At 37.4% G+C, this 17,089-nt stretch carries 12 protein-coding genes and 1 other annotated feature; of the genes, 5 read left to right on the top strand and 7 right to left on the bottom strand.

From position 1 onward, the window contains the following. Positions 1 to 20: 20 nt before the first annotated feature. Positions 21 to 227 (bottom strand) — a binding site (T-box leader). The 5 genes from gltX to IGL56_RS00175 all read right to left on the bottom strand — a co-directional run bounded on the left by gltX (position 226) and on the right by IGL56_RS00175 (position 5,408). Beyond that, a complete protein-coding gene (gene gltX / locus IGL56_RS00195; protein ID WP_002381335.1) occupies positions 226 to 1,683 on the bottom strand; it encodes a glutamate--tRNA ligase in 1,458 nt (485 codons plus the stop codon). (Overlaps the previous feature by 2 nt.) 52 nt (positions 1,684 to 1,735) lie before the next feature. After that, positions 1,736 to 2,209 (bottom strand): 2-C-methyl-D-erythritol 2,4-cyclodiphosphate synthase, encoded by a 474-nt coding sequence (ispF, locus tag IGL56_RS00190; RefSeq protein ID WP_002356052.1) that lies wholly within the window; start codon positions 2,207 to 2,209, stop codon positions 1,736 to 1,738. Between the two features lie 18 nt (positions 2,210 to 2,227). Then, positions 2,228 to 3,373, bottom strand: coding sequence for a PIN/TRAM domain-containing protein (locus tag IGL56_RS00185; RefSeq protein WP_002368622.1), 1,146 nt, complete (start codon positions 3,371 to 3,373; stop codon positions 2,228 to 2,230). 100 nt (positions 3,374 to 3,473) lie between these two features. After that, positions 3,474 to 4,844, bottom strand: a complete 1,371-nt coding sequence (radA, locus tag IGL56_RS00180) for a DNA repair protein RadA (RefSeq protein ID WP_002356050.1) — start codon at positions 4,842 to 4,844, stop codon at positions 3,474 to 3,476. Between the two features lie 78 nt (positions 4,845 to 4,922). Beyond that, positions 4,923 to 5,408 (bottom strand): dUTP diphosphatase, encoded by a 486-nt coding sequence (locus IGL56_RS00175; protein WP_002356049.1) that lies wholly within the window; start codon positions 5,406 to 5,408, stop codon positions 4,923 to 4,925. A gap of 319 nt (positions 5,409 to 5,727) precedes the next feature. Here IGL56_RS00175 and proB point away from each other — a divergent pair, with 319 nt between their 5' ends. Together proB and IGL56_RS00165 are read left to right on the top strand one after the other, a co-directional pair. Further along, the gene (gene proB / locus IGL56_RS00170) at positions 5,728 to 6,543 is read left to right on the top strand and encodes a glutamate 5-kinase (protein WP_002389550.1); all 816 of its coding nucleotides are present in this window, start codon (positions 5,728 to 5,730) and stop codon (positions 6,541 to 6,543) included. Beyond that, positions 6,530 to 7,783, top strand: a complete 1,254-nt coding sequence (locus IGL56_RS00165) for a glutamate-5-semialdehyde dehydrogenase (protein WP_002385467.1) — start codon at positions 6,530 to 6,532, stop codon at positions 7,781 to 7,783. Before proB ends, IGL56_RS00165 begins: the two co-directional genes overlap by 14 nt. A gap of 91 nt (positions 7,784 to 7,874) precedes the next feature. On the opposite strand, the gene IGL56_RS00160 is transcribed toward IGL56_RS00165, so the two are convergent. Beyond that, a complete protein-coding gene (locus tag IGL56_RS00160; RefSeq protein ID WP_002385468.1) occupies positions 7,875 to 8,822 on the bottom strand; it encodes a helix-turn-helix transcriptional regulator in 948 nt (315 codons plus the stop codon). Positions 8,823 to 8,886: 64 nt separating this feature from the next. On the opposite strand from IGL56_RS00160, the gene IGL56_RS00155 reads away from it, so the two are divergent. From IGL56_RS00155 to IGL56_RS00145, 3 genes are all read left to right on the top strand, one after another. Next, entirely contained in the window at positions 8,887 to 9,354 is a 468-nt protein-coding gene (locus tag IGL56_RS00155) for a VOC family protein (protein WP_002381334.1), read from the top strand. 7 nt (positions 9,355 to 9,361) lie between these two features. Beyond that, on the top strand, positions 9,362 to 9,871 hold the full coding sequence (locus IGL56_RS00150) for a ClbS/DfsB family four-helix bundle protein (RefSeq protein WP_002356044.1): 510 nt from the start codon (positions 9,362 to 9,364) through the stop codon (positions 9,869 to 9,871). A 543-nt stretch (positions 9,872 to 10,414) separates the two neighbouring features. Continuing rightward, positions 10,415 to 13,030 carry a YfhO family protein gene (locus IGL56_RS00145; protein WP_002356042.1) on the top strand — a complete coding sequence of 872 codons (2,616 nt, stop codon included), beginning with the start codon at positions 10,415 to 10,417 and terminating at the stop codon, positions 13,028 to 13,030. Between the two features lie 1,337 nt (positions 13,031 to 14,367). On the opposite strand, the gene mprF is transcribed toward IGL56_RS00145, so the two are convergent. Beyond that, the gene (mprF, locus tag IGL56_RS00140) at positions 14,368 to 16,959 is read right to left on the bottom strand and encodes a bifunctional lysylphosphatidylglycerol flippase/synthetase MprF (protein WP_002356040.1); all 2,592 of its coding nucleotides are present in this window, start codon (positions 16,957 to 16,959) and stop codon (positions 14,368 to 14,370) included. Positions 16,960 to 17,089 lie beyond the last annotated feature (130 nt).

Below are 17,089 nucleotides of genomic sequence, written 5' to 3'. Positions count from 1 at the left end.
AAGCAACAAAAAAACGTTGCTTAAAAGACGCCCATGCGTGGTTCCACTTTTCTTCACAAGAACTAGCTCTTGCCTCGATACAGTTAACGCCTGCCGACGTCTTCGGTTACTTTTTTCACCAAAGCCACTCATAGATGCATTTCGACAAAAGATGCTCGCTGTTCTCACCACCCACAGCGTCTCTGAAATCCATCTGATTGTCTACTTCTTCTATTCTTTGTGTTTTTATAACACTTTATTTAAATGATCTAATGCTTTTTCTTTGCCTAATAATTCGATGGTTTCGCCTAATTCAGGACCATGCATTTGTCCAGAAACAGCAATTCGAATTGGCATAAACAAGTTTTTGCCTTTAACGCCGGTTTCTTTTTGGACGGCTTTAATCGCTGCTTTAATACTTGGGACATCGAAAACGTCCAAGGCTTCTAATTGTTCTTTAAACGCATGTAACACAGTTGGCACTGTTTCTCCTTGCAAGAATTCTTTCGCAGCATCATCTAAAACTGGATGTTCATTAAAGAACAAGTTTGATAGTTCCACAATTTCAGCTGCATAACTCATTTGTGGTTGATACAAGCTAACTAATTGTTTTAACCATTCGATTTTTTCAGGAGATGGATTTTCTTCAACACGACCGTCAGCGACTAAATAAGGAATACACATATCTGTTAGTTCACCTAAGTCCATTTGTTTCATGTATTGATTGTTAATCCATTCTAATTTTTTCGCATCAAAGGCCGCTGGTGACTTGCTTAAGCGTTGTTCATCAAACAATTTAATCAAGTCTTCTTGTGAGAAGATTTCTTCTTCGCCAACAGGAGACCATCCTAGTAAAGCAATAAAGTTGAACATGGCTTCTGGTAAGTAACCTAATTCACGGTATTGTTCAATAAATTGTAAAATTGTTTCATCACGTTTGCTCAATTTTTTGCCAGTTTCTGAATTAATGATTAAGGTCATATGGCCAAAGACAGGTGGTGTCCATTCAAACGCTTCGTAAATCATTAATTGTTTTGGTGTGTTCGCAATGTGATCATCGCCACGTAAAACATGAGAAATTTTCATTAAGTGATCATCTACTGCAACGGCAAAGTTATACGTTGGCATCCCATCGCGTTTTTGGATGACAAAATCGCCACCAATGTTATCTGACTCAAAAGTAATTTCACCTTTCACGATGTCATCAAATTTGTATTCTGTGTTACGTGGCACACGGAAACGAATCACTGGTTCTAGACCAGCCGCTTCTTTGGCTGCTTGTTCAGAAGGTGTTAAATTCGCACAAGTGCCTGCGTAGTGAGGCATTTCCCCACGAGCTTGTTGTGCTTCACGTTCTGCTTCTAATTCTTCTGGCGTACAATAACACTTATACGCACGATTGCTGCTTAATAATTGATCAATCAATGGTTGGTAAATTTCTTTACGTTCTGATTGACGATATGGACCATATTCTCCCGGATGAGCAGGTGATTCATCCCATTCCATCCCTAACCATGCTAAGTTTTCCAACTGACTTTTCTCGCCGTCTTCGATGTTCCGTTTTTGGTCGGTATCCTCGATACGAATGATAAATTCTCCGTCATTGTGGCGGGCAAATAAGTAGTTAAATAATGCTGTTCTTGCATTCCCAATATGCAAGTGTCCAGTTGGACTTGGTGCGTAACGCACACGAACTTTCGTCATGTTCATTCCTCTTTCCATTTTTTAAAAACAGACGGTTTAACGTCGTTTTCAGTTATTTTTCCAATAAAGCAACGGCAATTGCGCCGATTCCTTCTTTTTTACCAACAAAGCCCATCGCTTCCATGGTCGTTGCCTTAATGTTCACTTGTGTGACCGCTAAGTGGCAACTCGCGGCTAGATTCTTTTTCATCTCTGCCAAGTATGGGCTCATCTTTGGCTCTTCCGCTAAAATTGTACAATCAATATTGCCAATAGTAAAGCCCGACCGCCCAACTTTTTCATTTACTTTTTTTAATAAGTTTACAGAATTCGCATTTTTGAACTGTGGATCGGTTTCGGGAAACAGTTGCCCAATATCACCCAGACCAGCGGCACCAAGGATTGCATCAATAATTGCATGTGTTAAAACATCGGCATCTGAGTGACCTAACAGACCTTTTTCATAAGGAAGAGTAACCCCACCAATAATTAAAGGTCGTTGCGGAACTAATTGATGAACATCAAAACCTTGACCGATTCGAATCATACTAAGTCCTCACTTTGCTTAATTTTTATCGTTTTTAGGATGGTTATCCTTGCGATCATTAATCCCGCGACCCGCGTGCGCCGGTTTGGCAAAAATCATACGCCCAGCTGCGGTTTGTAAAGCACTTGTGACGACCACTTCGATTTGCTCATTCATGTAATGCTGGCCATCTTCTACCACAACCATTGTGCCATCATCTAAGTAAGCGACCCCTTGTTGACGCTCTGTTCCGGCTTTTACAACCATCACATTCATCGTTTCACCTGGAATCACCACTGGTTTCACAGCATTAGCTAAAGCATTAATGTTTAAAACAGGCACATTTTGAAATTCAGAGACTTTATTTAAGTTGTAGTCATTGGTCACAACCACGCCATCTAATAATTTTGCTAATTTGATTAATTTACTGTCTACTTCAGAAATATCCTCGAAATCTCCGTCATACATCTCAACGGAGATACCTTCTTCTTTTTGTAAAGCATTTAAAATATCTAAGCCACGACGACCTCTCACCCGTTTTAAACTGTCTCCAGAATCAGCAATGTATTGTAATTCATATAAAACAAAGTTAGGGATGAGCAAAACACCTTCTAAAAAGCCCGTTTTAGCGATATCGTAGATTCTGCCATCAATGATGACACTGGTGTCTAAAATTTTGTATTTATGGAAGTTGTCTTCCACTTTACGTTCCAACATTTGTCCTTCGGTGTCTTCCGTATTTGCTTTCTTTTGGCGAGGTGTAAAAACTTTTTTCCACTCCTCAATCCGTGTTGTTCCCATTCGGAAACCTAAGTAACCCAGAATAATCATAACTAGAATTGGCAGTAAACTATTCACGACAGGAATTTGTAAGTTGTACATTGGAATGGAAATAATGACACCAATTGTTAAACCAATGATGGCACCAATACTTCCAAATAATAAATAGGTTAAACTCATTTCATTTAAAGCTGCTTCGATTTTTTTGACAGCGGAAACAATATACTTTGCTAACCCTAAAGATAAAATAAAGAAAATAATTGCACCGATTAATCCGTTCGTAAAGTTATTGTTTAACCAACTGTTATTGCCTTGCTTAGCCATTTCCCAAGCCATTGGGAAAAGAGAAATTCCTAAACTTGCACCAGCAATGATCATCAGCAACGTGATGATTCGTTTTTGCATATAGCCATCCTCCTCGTTTATTTAATAAAGACGTCTAGTGTTGTGGGGCGTACAAAAATCATACGCCACCAAAAACCTAAACGGATTATTTCTACTTTCATTATTTAAAAACTTTTCTTAACGTTTCACCAATTGTTGAAACGCCAATAATTTCAATCCCTTCAGGCGCTTCCCAGCCACCAAGGTTATTTTTAGGGACATAGACTTTTGTAAAGCCTAGTTTTTGCGCTTCACGCACTCGTTGTTCAATACTATTCACGCGGCGGATTTCACCAGTTAAACCAATCTCACCAATGAAACATTCTGAAGATGAGGTTCCTTTTTCTTTATAGCTAGAAGCAATACTGATTGCTAACGCTAAATCAATAGCTGGTTCATTAATTTTGACTCCACCAGCCGCTTTTAGATACGCATCCTGGTTTTGTAATAAAAGGCCTGCCCGTTTTTCTAAAACCGCCATGATTAAAGAAACGCGATTAAAGTCCAACCCGGTGGTCGTTCGCTTGGCATTGCCAAACATCGTTGGGGTAACTAACGCTTGGATTTCCACCAAAATGGGGCGTGAACCTTCCATTGCTACCACAATCGAAGATCCGGTGGCTCCTTCTAAACGTTCTTCTAAAAAGACCTGAGAAGGATTCATAACTTCAACCAATCCATGTGTCTGCATTTCAAAAATACCAATCTCATTCGTTGAGCCAAACCGATTTTTGACAGCCCGTAAGATTCTAAAGGTGTGATGCTTATCTCCTTCAAAATAAAGAACCGTGTCTACCATATGTTCCAACATCCGTGGCCCTGCGATAGACCCTTCCTTCGTTACGTGTCCGACAATAAAAATGGCAATCCCATTCGTTTTTGCCAGTTTCAATAATTCGGCAGTTGTTTCTCGGACTTGACTGACACTACCAGCAACGCTGGTAACATCTGGCTGCGTCATTGTTTGAATCGAGTCAATAATGACATAGTCTGGTTCTAATTTTTCAATGGCTCGTGAAATTTCGTGCATATCTGTTTCTGCGTATAAGTAAAATGTCTCGTTGACGGTGCCTAAACGCTCCGCTCGCAATTTAATTTGCTCAGCACTTTCTTCACCAGAAACATATAAAACCGTGCCACCTGTGGCTGCTAATTGTTGCGATACTTGTAAGAGCAATGTTGACTTACCTATTCCGGGATCGCCACCGATTAAAACTAACGAACCTGGAACAACGCCACCACCTAAAACCCGATTCAGCTCCACTAATTCAGTTTTTACACGAGGCTCTTTTTTAGGTACGACTTCAGATAGCCGTTGTGGTTGTGTCTTTTTACCAGTCAAACTTACTCTAGCACGACGATCAGAAGTATCTTGAATAACCTCTTCCACCATCGAATTCCATTGTCCACAATTAGGACAGCGGCCGAGATATTTTGGAGACACATACCCACAGCTTTGACATTCAAATTGAACTTTTGCTTTTTTTGCCATGTAGAATCTCCTTATCTGTTGTTTATTTTAACATTTATTAAATGGTTTGAATAACGTTGCCTACTGAAAAAATGGGCTTTATTTTTGTCCAGACGAACCAAAACCGCCCGTTCTTTCTGCCTCGACTTGGTCATCATCCGCTAATAAAAACGGCTTAAAAATCCCTTGGCCAATTCGTTCACCTTTTTCAATGACAACATCTTCATATCCAAAGTTTAAAAATTGGAACATGATATGTCCTTCGTTATTCTCGTTATTATAATAATCTCTGTCAATGACTCCGACACCATTCGCTAAAAGTAGGAACCGTTTTAGCGGGTTCGAAGAACGACTCACCAATTCTAAATATTCAGAATCAGGCATATACGCCTTAATTCCTGTTTTAACTAAAATTGGTTTGGGATTTTCTCCAGCTTGTTGTAACTTCCAAAGACTTGGTACAACGACCGTTTCGGCTGCTTGAAAATCATACCCCGCGGCACCTTTTGTTGCTCGTTGTGGGACACTCAAGCCCTCTTCTTGATACTTAGAAATAATCTCAAAACCACGTTGTTTCATATTCATTCTCCCCTACTGTCTAAACTACTCCTATTTTACCATAATCTCTGATACTCTGGTTGTTTTTAGTAAGTTTCTCATTTCTAAAAGCCCAGTTAATCTAGACTACGCAAAAAAGAGGAGAATTTTTGTTTATTTTCCTTCTTTTAGTCTATCATCTTCTCTTAAAATAAACAGACCAAATCCCAAAAAGTCCCAAGATTCCCTCAAAAAGTTCACACTTTCATTAAACTTTCTTTACTATTCATTATTTAGCACTTTCTAGTAGCCGCTGATTTTGTTATAATGAGTGTCAAATTTTACTGTAAAAAGAAACGAGGCACTTATGAGAAACAAACTCCAACAGGCCAAACGAATTGTGATCAAAGTCGGAACCAGTTCTCTGATTTATCCCAATGGCAATATTAACTTAAAAGCAATTGATCAATTAGCCTTTACTTTGAGTGATTTAAGCAACCAAGGCAAAGAAATTATTTTAGTTTCTTCTGGCGCAATTGGTGTCGGACTGAATAAATTAAATCTATCTGTACGCCCAACGACAATTCCCGAACAACAGGCAGTCGCTGCAGTCGGCCAAGCAGAATTAATGAACATTTATAATCAGCGGTTTTCAACCTATAGCCAACAAATGGCACAAGTTTTATTAACTCGTGATGTTATTGAATATCCTGAAAGTCGCAATAATGTTACCAATACTTTTGAACAACTGTTAAAAATGAATATTATTCCTATCGTCAATGAAAATGATACTGTCGCAATTGAAGAATTGGATCACTTAACCAAGTTCGGGGATAACGATCAATTGTCAGCCATTGTCTGCCAAATTGTTCAAGCTGACTTGTTAGTTATGTTATCAGATATTGATGGTTTCTTTTCAGATAACCCTACTGTCAACAAAGAAGCCACGTTATTTTCTGAAATCAATGAAATTAATGAAGACTTGTTCCAATTAGCCGGTGGTAAGGGGAGCCGCTTTGGCACTGGTGGGATGTCTAGTAAATTAAAAGCTGCTGAACGTGTGTTAGCTAATCAACAGGCGATGATTTTAGCAAACGGAAAGCAGCCAAAAATCATCTTTGAAATTTTAGAAGGAAAAGATATCGGTACGTTATTTATTAAAGGAGGGCATGAAAGTGACTGATTTAAAGCAACTAGGGCAACAAGCTAAAGAAGCCTCTTATACGCTAGGCTTGATGGATACTCGTCAAAAAAATACTTTGTTAAACAAAATGGCCGCAGCCATTGAAGCCAATGCACCCCGCATTTTACAAGCAAATGCATTAGATTTAGAGCAAGCCGCTACCCACGGGATTTCTGAAACAATGCAAGACCGCTTACGTTTAACAGAAGAACGGATCACAGCGATGGCTGAGGGCATACGCCAAGTCGCTACTTTACCCGATCCAATTGGGGAAGTAGATAAAATGTGGCGCAATGAAGCGGGGCTGTTAATTGGGCAACAACGCGTGCCTTTAGGTGTTATTGGAATCATTTATGAATCGCGGCCGAACGTGACAACAGATGCCGCTAGCCTTTGTTTCAAATCGGGAAATGCTGTTATTCTTCGAGGCGGAAAAGAAGCGTTTCACTCCAATCAGATATTGGTGACAATTTTACAAGAAGCGCTAATCCAAGAAGCCGTTTCTCCCCATCTCATTCAATTTGTTGATGATACTTCTAGAGAAACAGCCCAACAACTTATGCGCTTAAATGACTACTTGGATGTCCTCATTCCGCGTGGCGGCGCCAACTTAATCAAAACTGTTTTGACAACAGCCACTGTTCCTGTTATTGAAACGGGCACAGGCAATTGTCATATTTACGTGGACAAAGACGCCCAGTTAACAATGGCAACTGAAATTATTGTCAATGCTAAATGTCAACGTCCTTCTGTCTGTAACGCCGCCGAAACGTTATTAATTCATCAAGAGGTGGCTGAAGCCTTTTTACCAACAATTGAAAAAGCCTTGAAGGAGTTTCACGTGGAACTTCGGGCAGATGAACGTGCGTTAGCAATTTTTGAAGAAGCCATTCCAGCGACTGAACAAGATTGGGAAACGGAATTTCTCGACTTTATCTTAGCAGTGAAAGTCGTTGATTCTTTAGACGAAGCCATCCAGCATATTAATCGCTACAATACAAAACATTCTGAAAGTATTATTAGTGATAATTACTTTGCCACACAACAATTTTTACAACAAGTGGATGCAGCCGCTGTTTATGCGAATGCTTCAACTCGTTTCACGGACGGTTTTGAATTTGGATTTGGCGCCGAAATCGGCATTAGTACGCAAAAATTACATGCCCGTGGACCTATGGGCTTAGCAGAGCTTACTTCGACAAAATATGTTATTTATGGAAATGGGCAAGCACGTTCTTAGAAAGAAAAACCCTTGATTTAAAAATCAAGGGTTTTTCTTTCTCTTCTCCAATGTGCATTTTTACACATGAGATTGTTCACAGTTCCACAATCTATTCTTGATATTTTTTTTGAATCCTCATTATACTTTCTACATATGCTTGTTTCACTTGGACTGGCTCTAAAATTGTCACTTCTTCACCAAAGCCCATAAAATAGTTGGCTAAAAATTGTGTTTCTGTTGGATGAATCTGTCCAACTAAAAAACACTGCGTGGGCGTTTCTTCCAACTGAATATTGTCAAAGCGATGTTTATAAAAAAATTCTTTGCCTTTTTCTGTAATGATTGCTTTAAATGGAATCGTACGTGCTGTCGTTTGTTGATGGCGATACGATTCTTTCAGTTCCTCAGTCGTAAAATCCAGTGTTTGGTTTAACTGCTGAATAGCCTCCATAAAATCACAGCGGTAAGTACGCCAAGCCTTTTTAGTCACATCATAGCCTGAACAATACCAATACCCTTCTAAAATAGTTAACCGGGTTGGTAAGATTTTTTTCGTTGTTGCTTCATATCTGGTATAGTTAAACTGAATTACTTGTTGCGCCAAAATACAATGAAACAGCTGCTCTAAATTGCCTGGTGCTTCTACTTGTTCAATTCCTTCGTAATAGACGACCTTACTCATTTGACTGATTTTAAATTGGGTTGGTTCATCTAAAGAATGCAATAATTTTTGCTGAATTTGCTGATAGGAATGACCAAACGGTGACTCTGCGACTAATTTCAGTAATTGTAACGAAAAAAAGATTGCTAACACTTCATTTTCGTTAAAATAAATCGGCGGCAACAACGGTTTGTTTAAAACTCGATAGCCACCATAACGACCATTCTCCACATATAGCGGCACGCCTAAATTTTCCAAAGCTTCAATATCCCGCAAAGCTGTGCTTTTAGAAATCCCAAAAGTTTTCATTAACTGATTTAAATTAAACTGAGGATGGGTTCTCAAGAAAAAAAGTTCCTGATTTAAACGTTCTGATTTTTTCATTTTTCCCTCCATCGGTGTCACTTTTTGACACCTTTTATTGTTATGCTTATCTTATCAATCTTAGGAGGTTCAAACAATGAAAAACACACAATTTGCCCTTTTTATGGTCTTAAACGGACGAGCAACGGAAGCCTTGACGTTTTACCAAGAAGCCTTTGCTGGTGATATTCTTTTTAAAATTACTAATCAAGAATTTAAAGAGCGTTTAAATCCTTCTTTGACAATTCCCGCTGGCGAAGAACACTGGCTTTCTCACTCGATTTTACAAATGGACACTTTTCAATTACAACTAGCTGATAATCCTTTGTTTGCAGGAATGAATACCACGCCCACAGAACAATTGACCCTCAGCTTAACCGTCGAGAGCCGTCACTCTGCCAAAACAATTTTTGAAAAACTCACGTGCCATCCCGAATCCTGTATTATCCAAGAACCAATTGAAAATGAATTTGCAACATTTTATGCGATTGTGAAAGATCCTTTTGGTTTAGTCACTCAAATTACTCAAGAAAAACAAGCAGATCCTACCAAGAAAGGAAGTTAGCCGAAGAATGCGAACCTATGAATCAAAAGAAGCCTTGATTGAGGCCATTCAAATAGCTTCACAAAAATATTTAGCTGAATTTGCAGAAATTCCTGAAACACTTAAAGATCACCGAATTGAAACAGTAGCTAAAACACCTTCAGAGAACTTAGCCTATCAATTAGGCTGGCTCAACTTGCTGCTTTCTTGGGAAGAACAAGAACAACGTGGCCTGACCGTTCAAACGCCAGCTGAAGGTTATAAATGGAATCAACTGGGTGCTCTCTATCAATCATTTTATCAAACCTATGGACAAATGAGTTTAGAAAGTCAGCTGATTGCGTTGCAAGACACCTTAGAAAAATTACTTCATTGGATTGACTCGCTTTCCGAAGACGAATTATTTTTACCTCAACAACGGGCTTGGGCGACCACCAAAGCACAATGGCCTCTTTGGAAATGGATTCACATTAATAGCGTTGCCCCTTTTACTAGTTTCCGAACGCAAATTCGCAAATGGAAAAAAGCGTGTCTTTAAAAAGTTATCCACATTTTTTCAAAAAAAGCTTGACAAGCATTTTTAAATTCTCTACAGAAAACTTTGTGGATGAAATTTCTTATTTTTTCCAAAAAACTTTTCCACAATGCTTATTTGTTCGACATTAAATCTTTGTAAATTCTAGAAAAAAGAAGATGAAAACGTTGTTTTAATAACGTTTTCATCTTCTTTCAACTTTAGGGGCTCCTTTACTTTTAGCAAGCAGCCCTTCTGAACTTGCGTTTATTTTTTTTAGCAACTCGAAAACTTATCCTTGTGGATAAACCGAGATAAAAAGCTTTTTTGTGGTTTTCAACAGAGTTATGCACAAAGTTATCCACAGGGCGTTTTCAGCAATTTTTCGGAGAATATTCGTTGTTTAATCTGGTGATTTAGCATTTGAATGTCAATCCCTTACTACTAATTCTTCTTCACTCCACCCTTAGGATCCTAATAAAATTTTAAAGTTTTTCTTCTATTGGTACATCAAATAAAGAGTATGATAAACTATAGGTACTTTCGAAAAATCAGGTGAGGTTATTTATGAAAAATAAAAGTAGGCAGTTTTTAAAAAACAACTGGCCTTATATGTTAGCCAGTTTCTTCATTCCATTTTTAATTATGGCAATTATCTATTTGAGTATTGGGATTTATCCAGGAAGTAGTCGCAGTGTTTTAGCCAGCGATGCCTTTTCTCAATTTTCAAATTTTCACGCAAGCTTTAACAATGTTCTTCATGGAAAACAAAGTCTTTTCTATACGTGGAATGCTTCTTTGGGACTAAACTACTTGTCCTTAATTTCCTATTATCTTGGTGGCTTATTTACGCCGCTCGTCTTTTTCTTTAACAATCAAAACATGCCTGATGCGCTCTATTTCCTAACGTTGTTGAAAATTGGGAGTGCTGGCTTGAGTTTTTGGTTCTTGGCAAAACAAACCTTTAAGATTCCTAAATGGTCCCATGTGACTTTAAGTGTGTCTTATGCGCTAATGTCCTTCATTGTGGCCCATTCAGAATTAATTATGTGGCTGGATGCCTTTATTTATCTGCCACTCGTAATTTTAGGAATTCATCGTTTAATGGACCAACGAAAACCGACATTATTGTTTGTCAGTTATTTCTTGCTTTTCATTACAAATTATTATTTTGGCTTTATGATTGGGTTGTTTTCCTTCCTGTACTATTTTGCACGAACGTTTACAGACTGGCAACGATATAAATCTCGAATCGTTGCGTATTTTACTACTTCTCTTTTAGCTGGTGGAGCATCCATGATTATGGTCTTACCTGCTGTCTTAGATTTACGAACCAATGGTGAAACTCTTTCTGAAATTACAACCTTTAAAACAGAAGCGACTGCCTTTTTAGATATTATTATGAAAAATATGATTGGCGTTTACGATACAACCAAATATGGGTCCATTCCTTTTATTTACATTGGGTTGTTGCCTTTGATTTTTTGTCTCTTCTATTTCGTTACGAAAGAAATTCCATTGAAAAACAAACTACTTTTTGGCAGTTTGTTTGTCCTATTGATTGCTAGCTTTTACATCACGCCCTTAAATTTATTCTGGCACGGTATGCATGCGCCGAACATGTTTCTTTTCCGCTATAGTTTCCTCTTTTCATTCCTAGTTATTTTGCTTGCTGGTTATGGTTGGGAAAAATTTGAAAAGGATGATCTCGGCGTCTTAAGCGGCTTGATTTTGATTCTTTTAGCAATTTTTGCTCTTGCAATGGGCACAAAAGGTGCTACTAGTTATACGTATGTGACTTTAACCTCTTTCGTATTAACGGCAACTTTTTTACTATTATACTTTTTCGGGATTGCTTTTTATCAATTGAAAAAAGCGCCTATGCAATACTTAGTGATTTTACTATTGCTGCTCGTTTCTGGTGAAGCAATCATTAATACACGAGCGATGGTCACTGGTATTTTAGATGATTGGAACTACGCATCACGCAGCTTGTATTCTGAGCCTTACCCTGACTTAAAAAATCTAGTCGATCAAACAAAAAAAGAAAATGATACCTTTTATCGCTTGGAAAATTTAAATGGTGTTTCGGCCAATGACGGCATTAACTATGGCTACAGTGGCATTAGCATGTTTTCTTCCGTACGGAACCGACATTCTTCAACATACCTAAACGCCTTAGGTTTCCGCTCGCGAGGCACGAATTTAAATATTCGTTACCAAAATAATACCTTGTTAATGGATGCTTTGATGGGCATTAAATACAATATTGCTGAAAACAATCCAATGAAATTCGGCTTTGAGCGACAAGCAGCTGCTGGTAAATATCAGCTTTATCGTAACGAAAATGCTTTGCCGTTAGGATTTTTAGCAGACAAAGAGATTTACAATGTCCGGCAACCTATCAATGATAATTTAGGTAGTCAAACAAATTTACTAAATGCTTTAGCCAATACCAATGAACGGTATTTTACCTTTTATCAACCAACGATGACGCTTCAAAATAACGTGACAATTACGCAAAATACAGCTGGCGTAACTTTTACGGAGAAACAACATAACGTAGCCAAAGAGATTTCTTATACAGTCAATGTGCCCGCCAATACGCAAGCTTATTTGAGTTTATTCCCAACGGATTTTGCTCAATTGGAAAGTTCCACTGCGACGGTCACCGTGAACGGCTCGAGTCAGCAATCACAAATTGGCATTACTGGCCAATATTATAATTTAGGCTACTATCCAAAAGATACAACTGTTAACTTCAAAGTAAGTTTTTATGGAACCAAAGCAGTAAGTTTTGTTCAGCCGCAAGTAGTTGGCTTAAATACCAATGCATTTGAAAAAGCCATTTCCGCCGTGCAAGAAAAAGGCGTTGATTTAACCACTGGCAAACGCTCTGCTTCAGGTACCTTTACCGCCGACAAAGATCAAGTACTCGTCACTACAATTCCTTATGACAAAGGTTGGCGTGTCAAAATTGATGGCAAAAAAGTTACCCCAAAAGCCTTTAAAGATGCCTTTCTAAGCGTTCCTGTCAGCGCTGGAACCCATACTATTCAGTTCTCTTATTTACCAGAAGGATTGATTCCTGGCATCGTGTTATTCGTTCTATGTACTGGTGGTTTCGTTGCATACGTAACCTTGATTCCTGCTAGACGAAACCGTAAAAAAGAAGACAAATAAAAAATCTTTCACAAAAAACTAAGGTTGATTTTAAGGGTTATTATTAAAATGACTCTTTATCAATAAGGTCTGATGAGTTGTGAAAAACAAAATCTGAGACAGAATGGGATTCATTCTGTCTCAGATTTTTTTGTTATAAATGATTTAGGCAGTTAAAATAGATATTCGTTTATTCTATGAAATATCTATGCTTCCTCAACCTTTTAATTTCAAATTGCTAATTTTATCCAACAAGACAAACATTAATTTGATTTTTTTATGTAATTCCTATGATTTCCATTTAAACTACTAATGACACTATATTAAATAAAAGCAACCATAATTTACCAAAAAACAACAATTTAGTTGCTTTTACATCTTTGGTATTACTGTAAAATAGCAATAAAAAGATTATCACTTCAATAGAAGAAGTACTAATTGATAACGGTAATCTATCAATTGTTACTATTTCAGATATAAAAAGAACAAGAAGATTAACTACGCTTACTGACAATAGCAGACTTATAAATATATCTTGATTATAATTTTTTTTAAACCCAAAAATAAGTAAAACAATTTTCAAAATTATGAACGTAACAAAAAAGATACACAAATTAGCGATTATAACAATAACTATCATAAAAAAATTAAATTCTCCGTTTGAAATATTTAATAGTTTTGACGACTCTTCAATCATTTTTAATAGCTTATTATCTTTTTCTGTAAGAGTAAAAAATAAAAAAATATTTGAAACAAGGTACGGTATAAAAAATGCAAGTATCGACCAGTTCCACTTCTTCGTATTCAATTGGCTCACCTACCTCATCTAAGTTTATAGCAAAATAGTTATATTCTGATTCGTTATGTAAAACTAAAATAATTAAATGCACCTACTGCTTCCAATCGCATTCCTAGTGAGGCATTTTCTACCAAAATGGCTAATTATTTATAATCATTGTAAAACATCTTGATTAATTCTAATTTTGATTTAGTTAACCCTAGTCCATGAATTTGAATAAAACAGCTCGACATTTTTACATTACAGGCCATTCTGATAGTGTTCTAAACAATATTCAATTACATACTTAGCCAAATTATTCACTTGAATACTTAACTTCTGGTCTTATAAAATTATGTTCTTTCTGTTTATCGGCCTTACTAATCTCAAAATTTTACGTTAAATATCGACATAACGAGATTCCATATTAAAAGATAAACAACTGTCATTCTAATTAAATTCTAATAATACACAAACTTAATGTCAACCATTCTTTAATAAAAAAATATATTCTTTGATTAATAATTTGTGATAAATAAAAAAGTTAGACCAAAGTCTAACTTTTTTATTTATATTAGAGTTAAATTTCAGTCATTGCTTCTTCCACAAGCGAAACACTTTGATGTCTCCCTTTCGTAATCAACAAGGAAAGTTGCACAAAAGCAAAGAGTACACTGGTCCGCTTAGGATAAGCAAAATAACGTGGTTGCCAACTAGTGACATATTGTTCTTTGCGCTTGCGTGTATCTTGAAACGCATAAATTTGATAACTATACTTGTAAAAAATATTAACAAAGCGTTCTTTTAAGAAAGAGTACTTGCTCTCCCCTACGTTAGCCAACGGCGCCATCCCAATATCAATTAATTGATAGCCCTGCTGTTGATAGGTTTCAATAAAATGAGTGAACAAATATTCTCTAGTAAAAGCAGGTGCTTCTGAACGAATACGTAACAAATCATACGAAATACTTTTGCCTTTTTCCATTTCTTTTCCAGTAATGAAACCGATGACCGTTTGTTTCTGTCTCACCAAGCCCACGCTACTGCATTTCAAGTACTCGGGATCCAACCGTCCACCAATAAAGTAGCGCTCTTTTTGATTCCGTGACCAGTCCGCAGAAACTCGTTCTAACTCTTGATATAAGGCATCACTAATCGTTTCGGGATAAAATTCAAACTGAAAATCCGCTGCTTCTGCTGCTATTTTTTCAGTCACTGTTTCCGTCCAGGCTGTTTGATTCACTGTTGACGGCTCATCAAATTGAATCAAGCCTTCTTCCCCAACTTTCATAAATTCAAAGCCGCAATCGTGAAGATTCATAACATATTCTTCCGAAATACGATAAAAAACTAATTGATAGCCTAACAAATCAGCTTGATCCATAAACGCCAGTGTCGCCGCTGTCCATTTCTCTCGTTGCCCAATCGGATCCGCCAAGACAAAGCATTTATTAAACTTCATTTGAAACCCAAAAAGTACTTGATCTTCGCCTTCTTCTTGGTAATAAAAATGACCATAATCCTTTAAATACAAAAATTGACTGCCTTCGTTGCCACCAAATTTTTCCAAAAAGCGTGTCAACCGCGCTTCCTCAAACCCCTCACCTAAAGTAACAGTTGTTTCGGCTAAATATTGATACAAAAAGAATAAACCAATCAAGGAAATACTTAAACCAATCAATCCGTTAAACCAAACATCATCTGACGGAAACAACAAAAAGTGATTGATAACTTGATTGCCACCAGCTGGTCGTGCGGCGTAATAGCCAGCAACCGCATAACCGATAAACAAGCAGCCAAACAAAATACTATCTACCGTTAAAGCGCCCCATGAATAAACAAACTTTTCACGATAAAATTCTTTACGAGCCAAAATAACCGCCAATAAAATAACAGCATAAACAGCAATCAACTGCCACGAAGTCGTTCGTGCCACCGTATTTACAATACAAAATCCTAGTAAAATAATTGTAGGCCAATAAGCTTTTTTCACTTTCATAGAAATGCCTCGAGCTAAACCTAATAACAAGAATCCTACAAATAAATTCAATGTTTGATCTAAAAAATTAAAAGAAAAGGGAAGTAACACTTGGAATAAACGACTGACATTCGACAAATTCGTCACAGTCGACAATAGAACCATCATAATCCCTGCAAAATATAACGCCGCCACCAAAATAAAATGCGCCACTTTTTGTGAAAATAACCGAGGTAAATTATCAAAAAATTGATTGACTTTCATGCCTGCTTGTTGCAAGAACAAAATAACTCCTGTCATAAAAGGCGTCACATAATAGAACAAACGATAATACAACAACCAGACGACCGCTTGTGATCGATCAATCCCTAATTGTGATAAACCCAAAATCATTAAGACATCAAACGTTCCCATACCACCAGGAACCATAGTTAACATCCCGATTAACGTAGCGATAACAAACATTGGGTAAACAGAAACCATCGAAACTGGCACCTGCATCAAGCGACCTATCATTAAGAAAGCAAACATCCCACCTAGCCATTGACCTAATGAAGCGCCGAATAATAGGAGCACCGCTTTTGGAAAAAATGTTTTAAACAATGTTCGCTGTTTTAAATACGTGAAAAACCAGAGCGCTGGCGCAATCAGGCTGCCCAGTAATAACCAAACCCAATATTCACGAAAAACATTTTGGGTTCGAATAAAAAATAAATCAACAAACGCCACAAAAGATAAAATAGATAACCCTGAAATCAAGAACAGAGCAACTTTTGAGACCGTTGCTACAACCTTGCCCCGTGGTACATCTTTTCCGTAAAAATTAATCCGTAGCGTTGCACCAACCACGCCGCCAAAACCCGCTAAGTTATTAATGGTATTGGTGACCCAAGCCGAAGTTAACCAATCCATTCGTTTCATTGGTGGCTTACCTTCTTTTTCCAATAACTTAACGACTACATAGTCATAAAGGAGCATCGGAATAACCCCTAATAGTCCTGCCAAGACCATACCAATTAAACGCCCCGTACTTTGTTGTTCCATCGTGGAAAAAATATCCGCCCAGGTCATGCCTTGAGCGATATGTGTCACTTGGTTAGCCACGAAAACTAATACAGAACCAAGAAAAATTAGTTTCAATAATAAACTGTGTTCTTTCAACCACTGCGTTAGTTGGCTAATATTTTTTTTCATCTTATAGCCTCTTTCATATCTCTTTTCTATTCATTTAACTTTCGTTTTATCGATTTTCTTCCATGGTAGCCTATTTGCTGAAAATTTTCCAGCACGGCTAGACATTTTGGCTGAATCGTATTGTTTTATT

The organism is Enterococcus sp. DIV1316a, from assembly GCF_050536915.1.
In the GTDB taxonomy this organism is placed as follows: Bacteria; Bacillota; Bacilli; order Lactobacillales; family Enterococcaceae; genus Enterococcus; species Enterococcus faecalis.
This window is presented reverse-complemented; position numbering and strand designations above follow the sequence as displayed.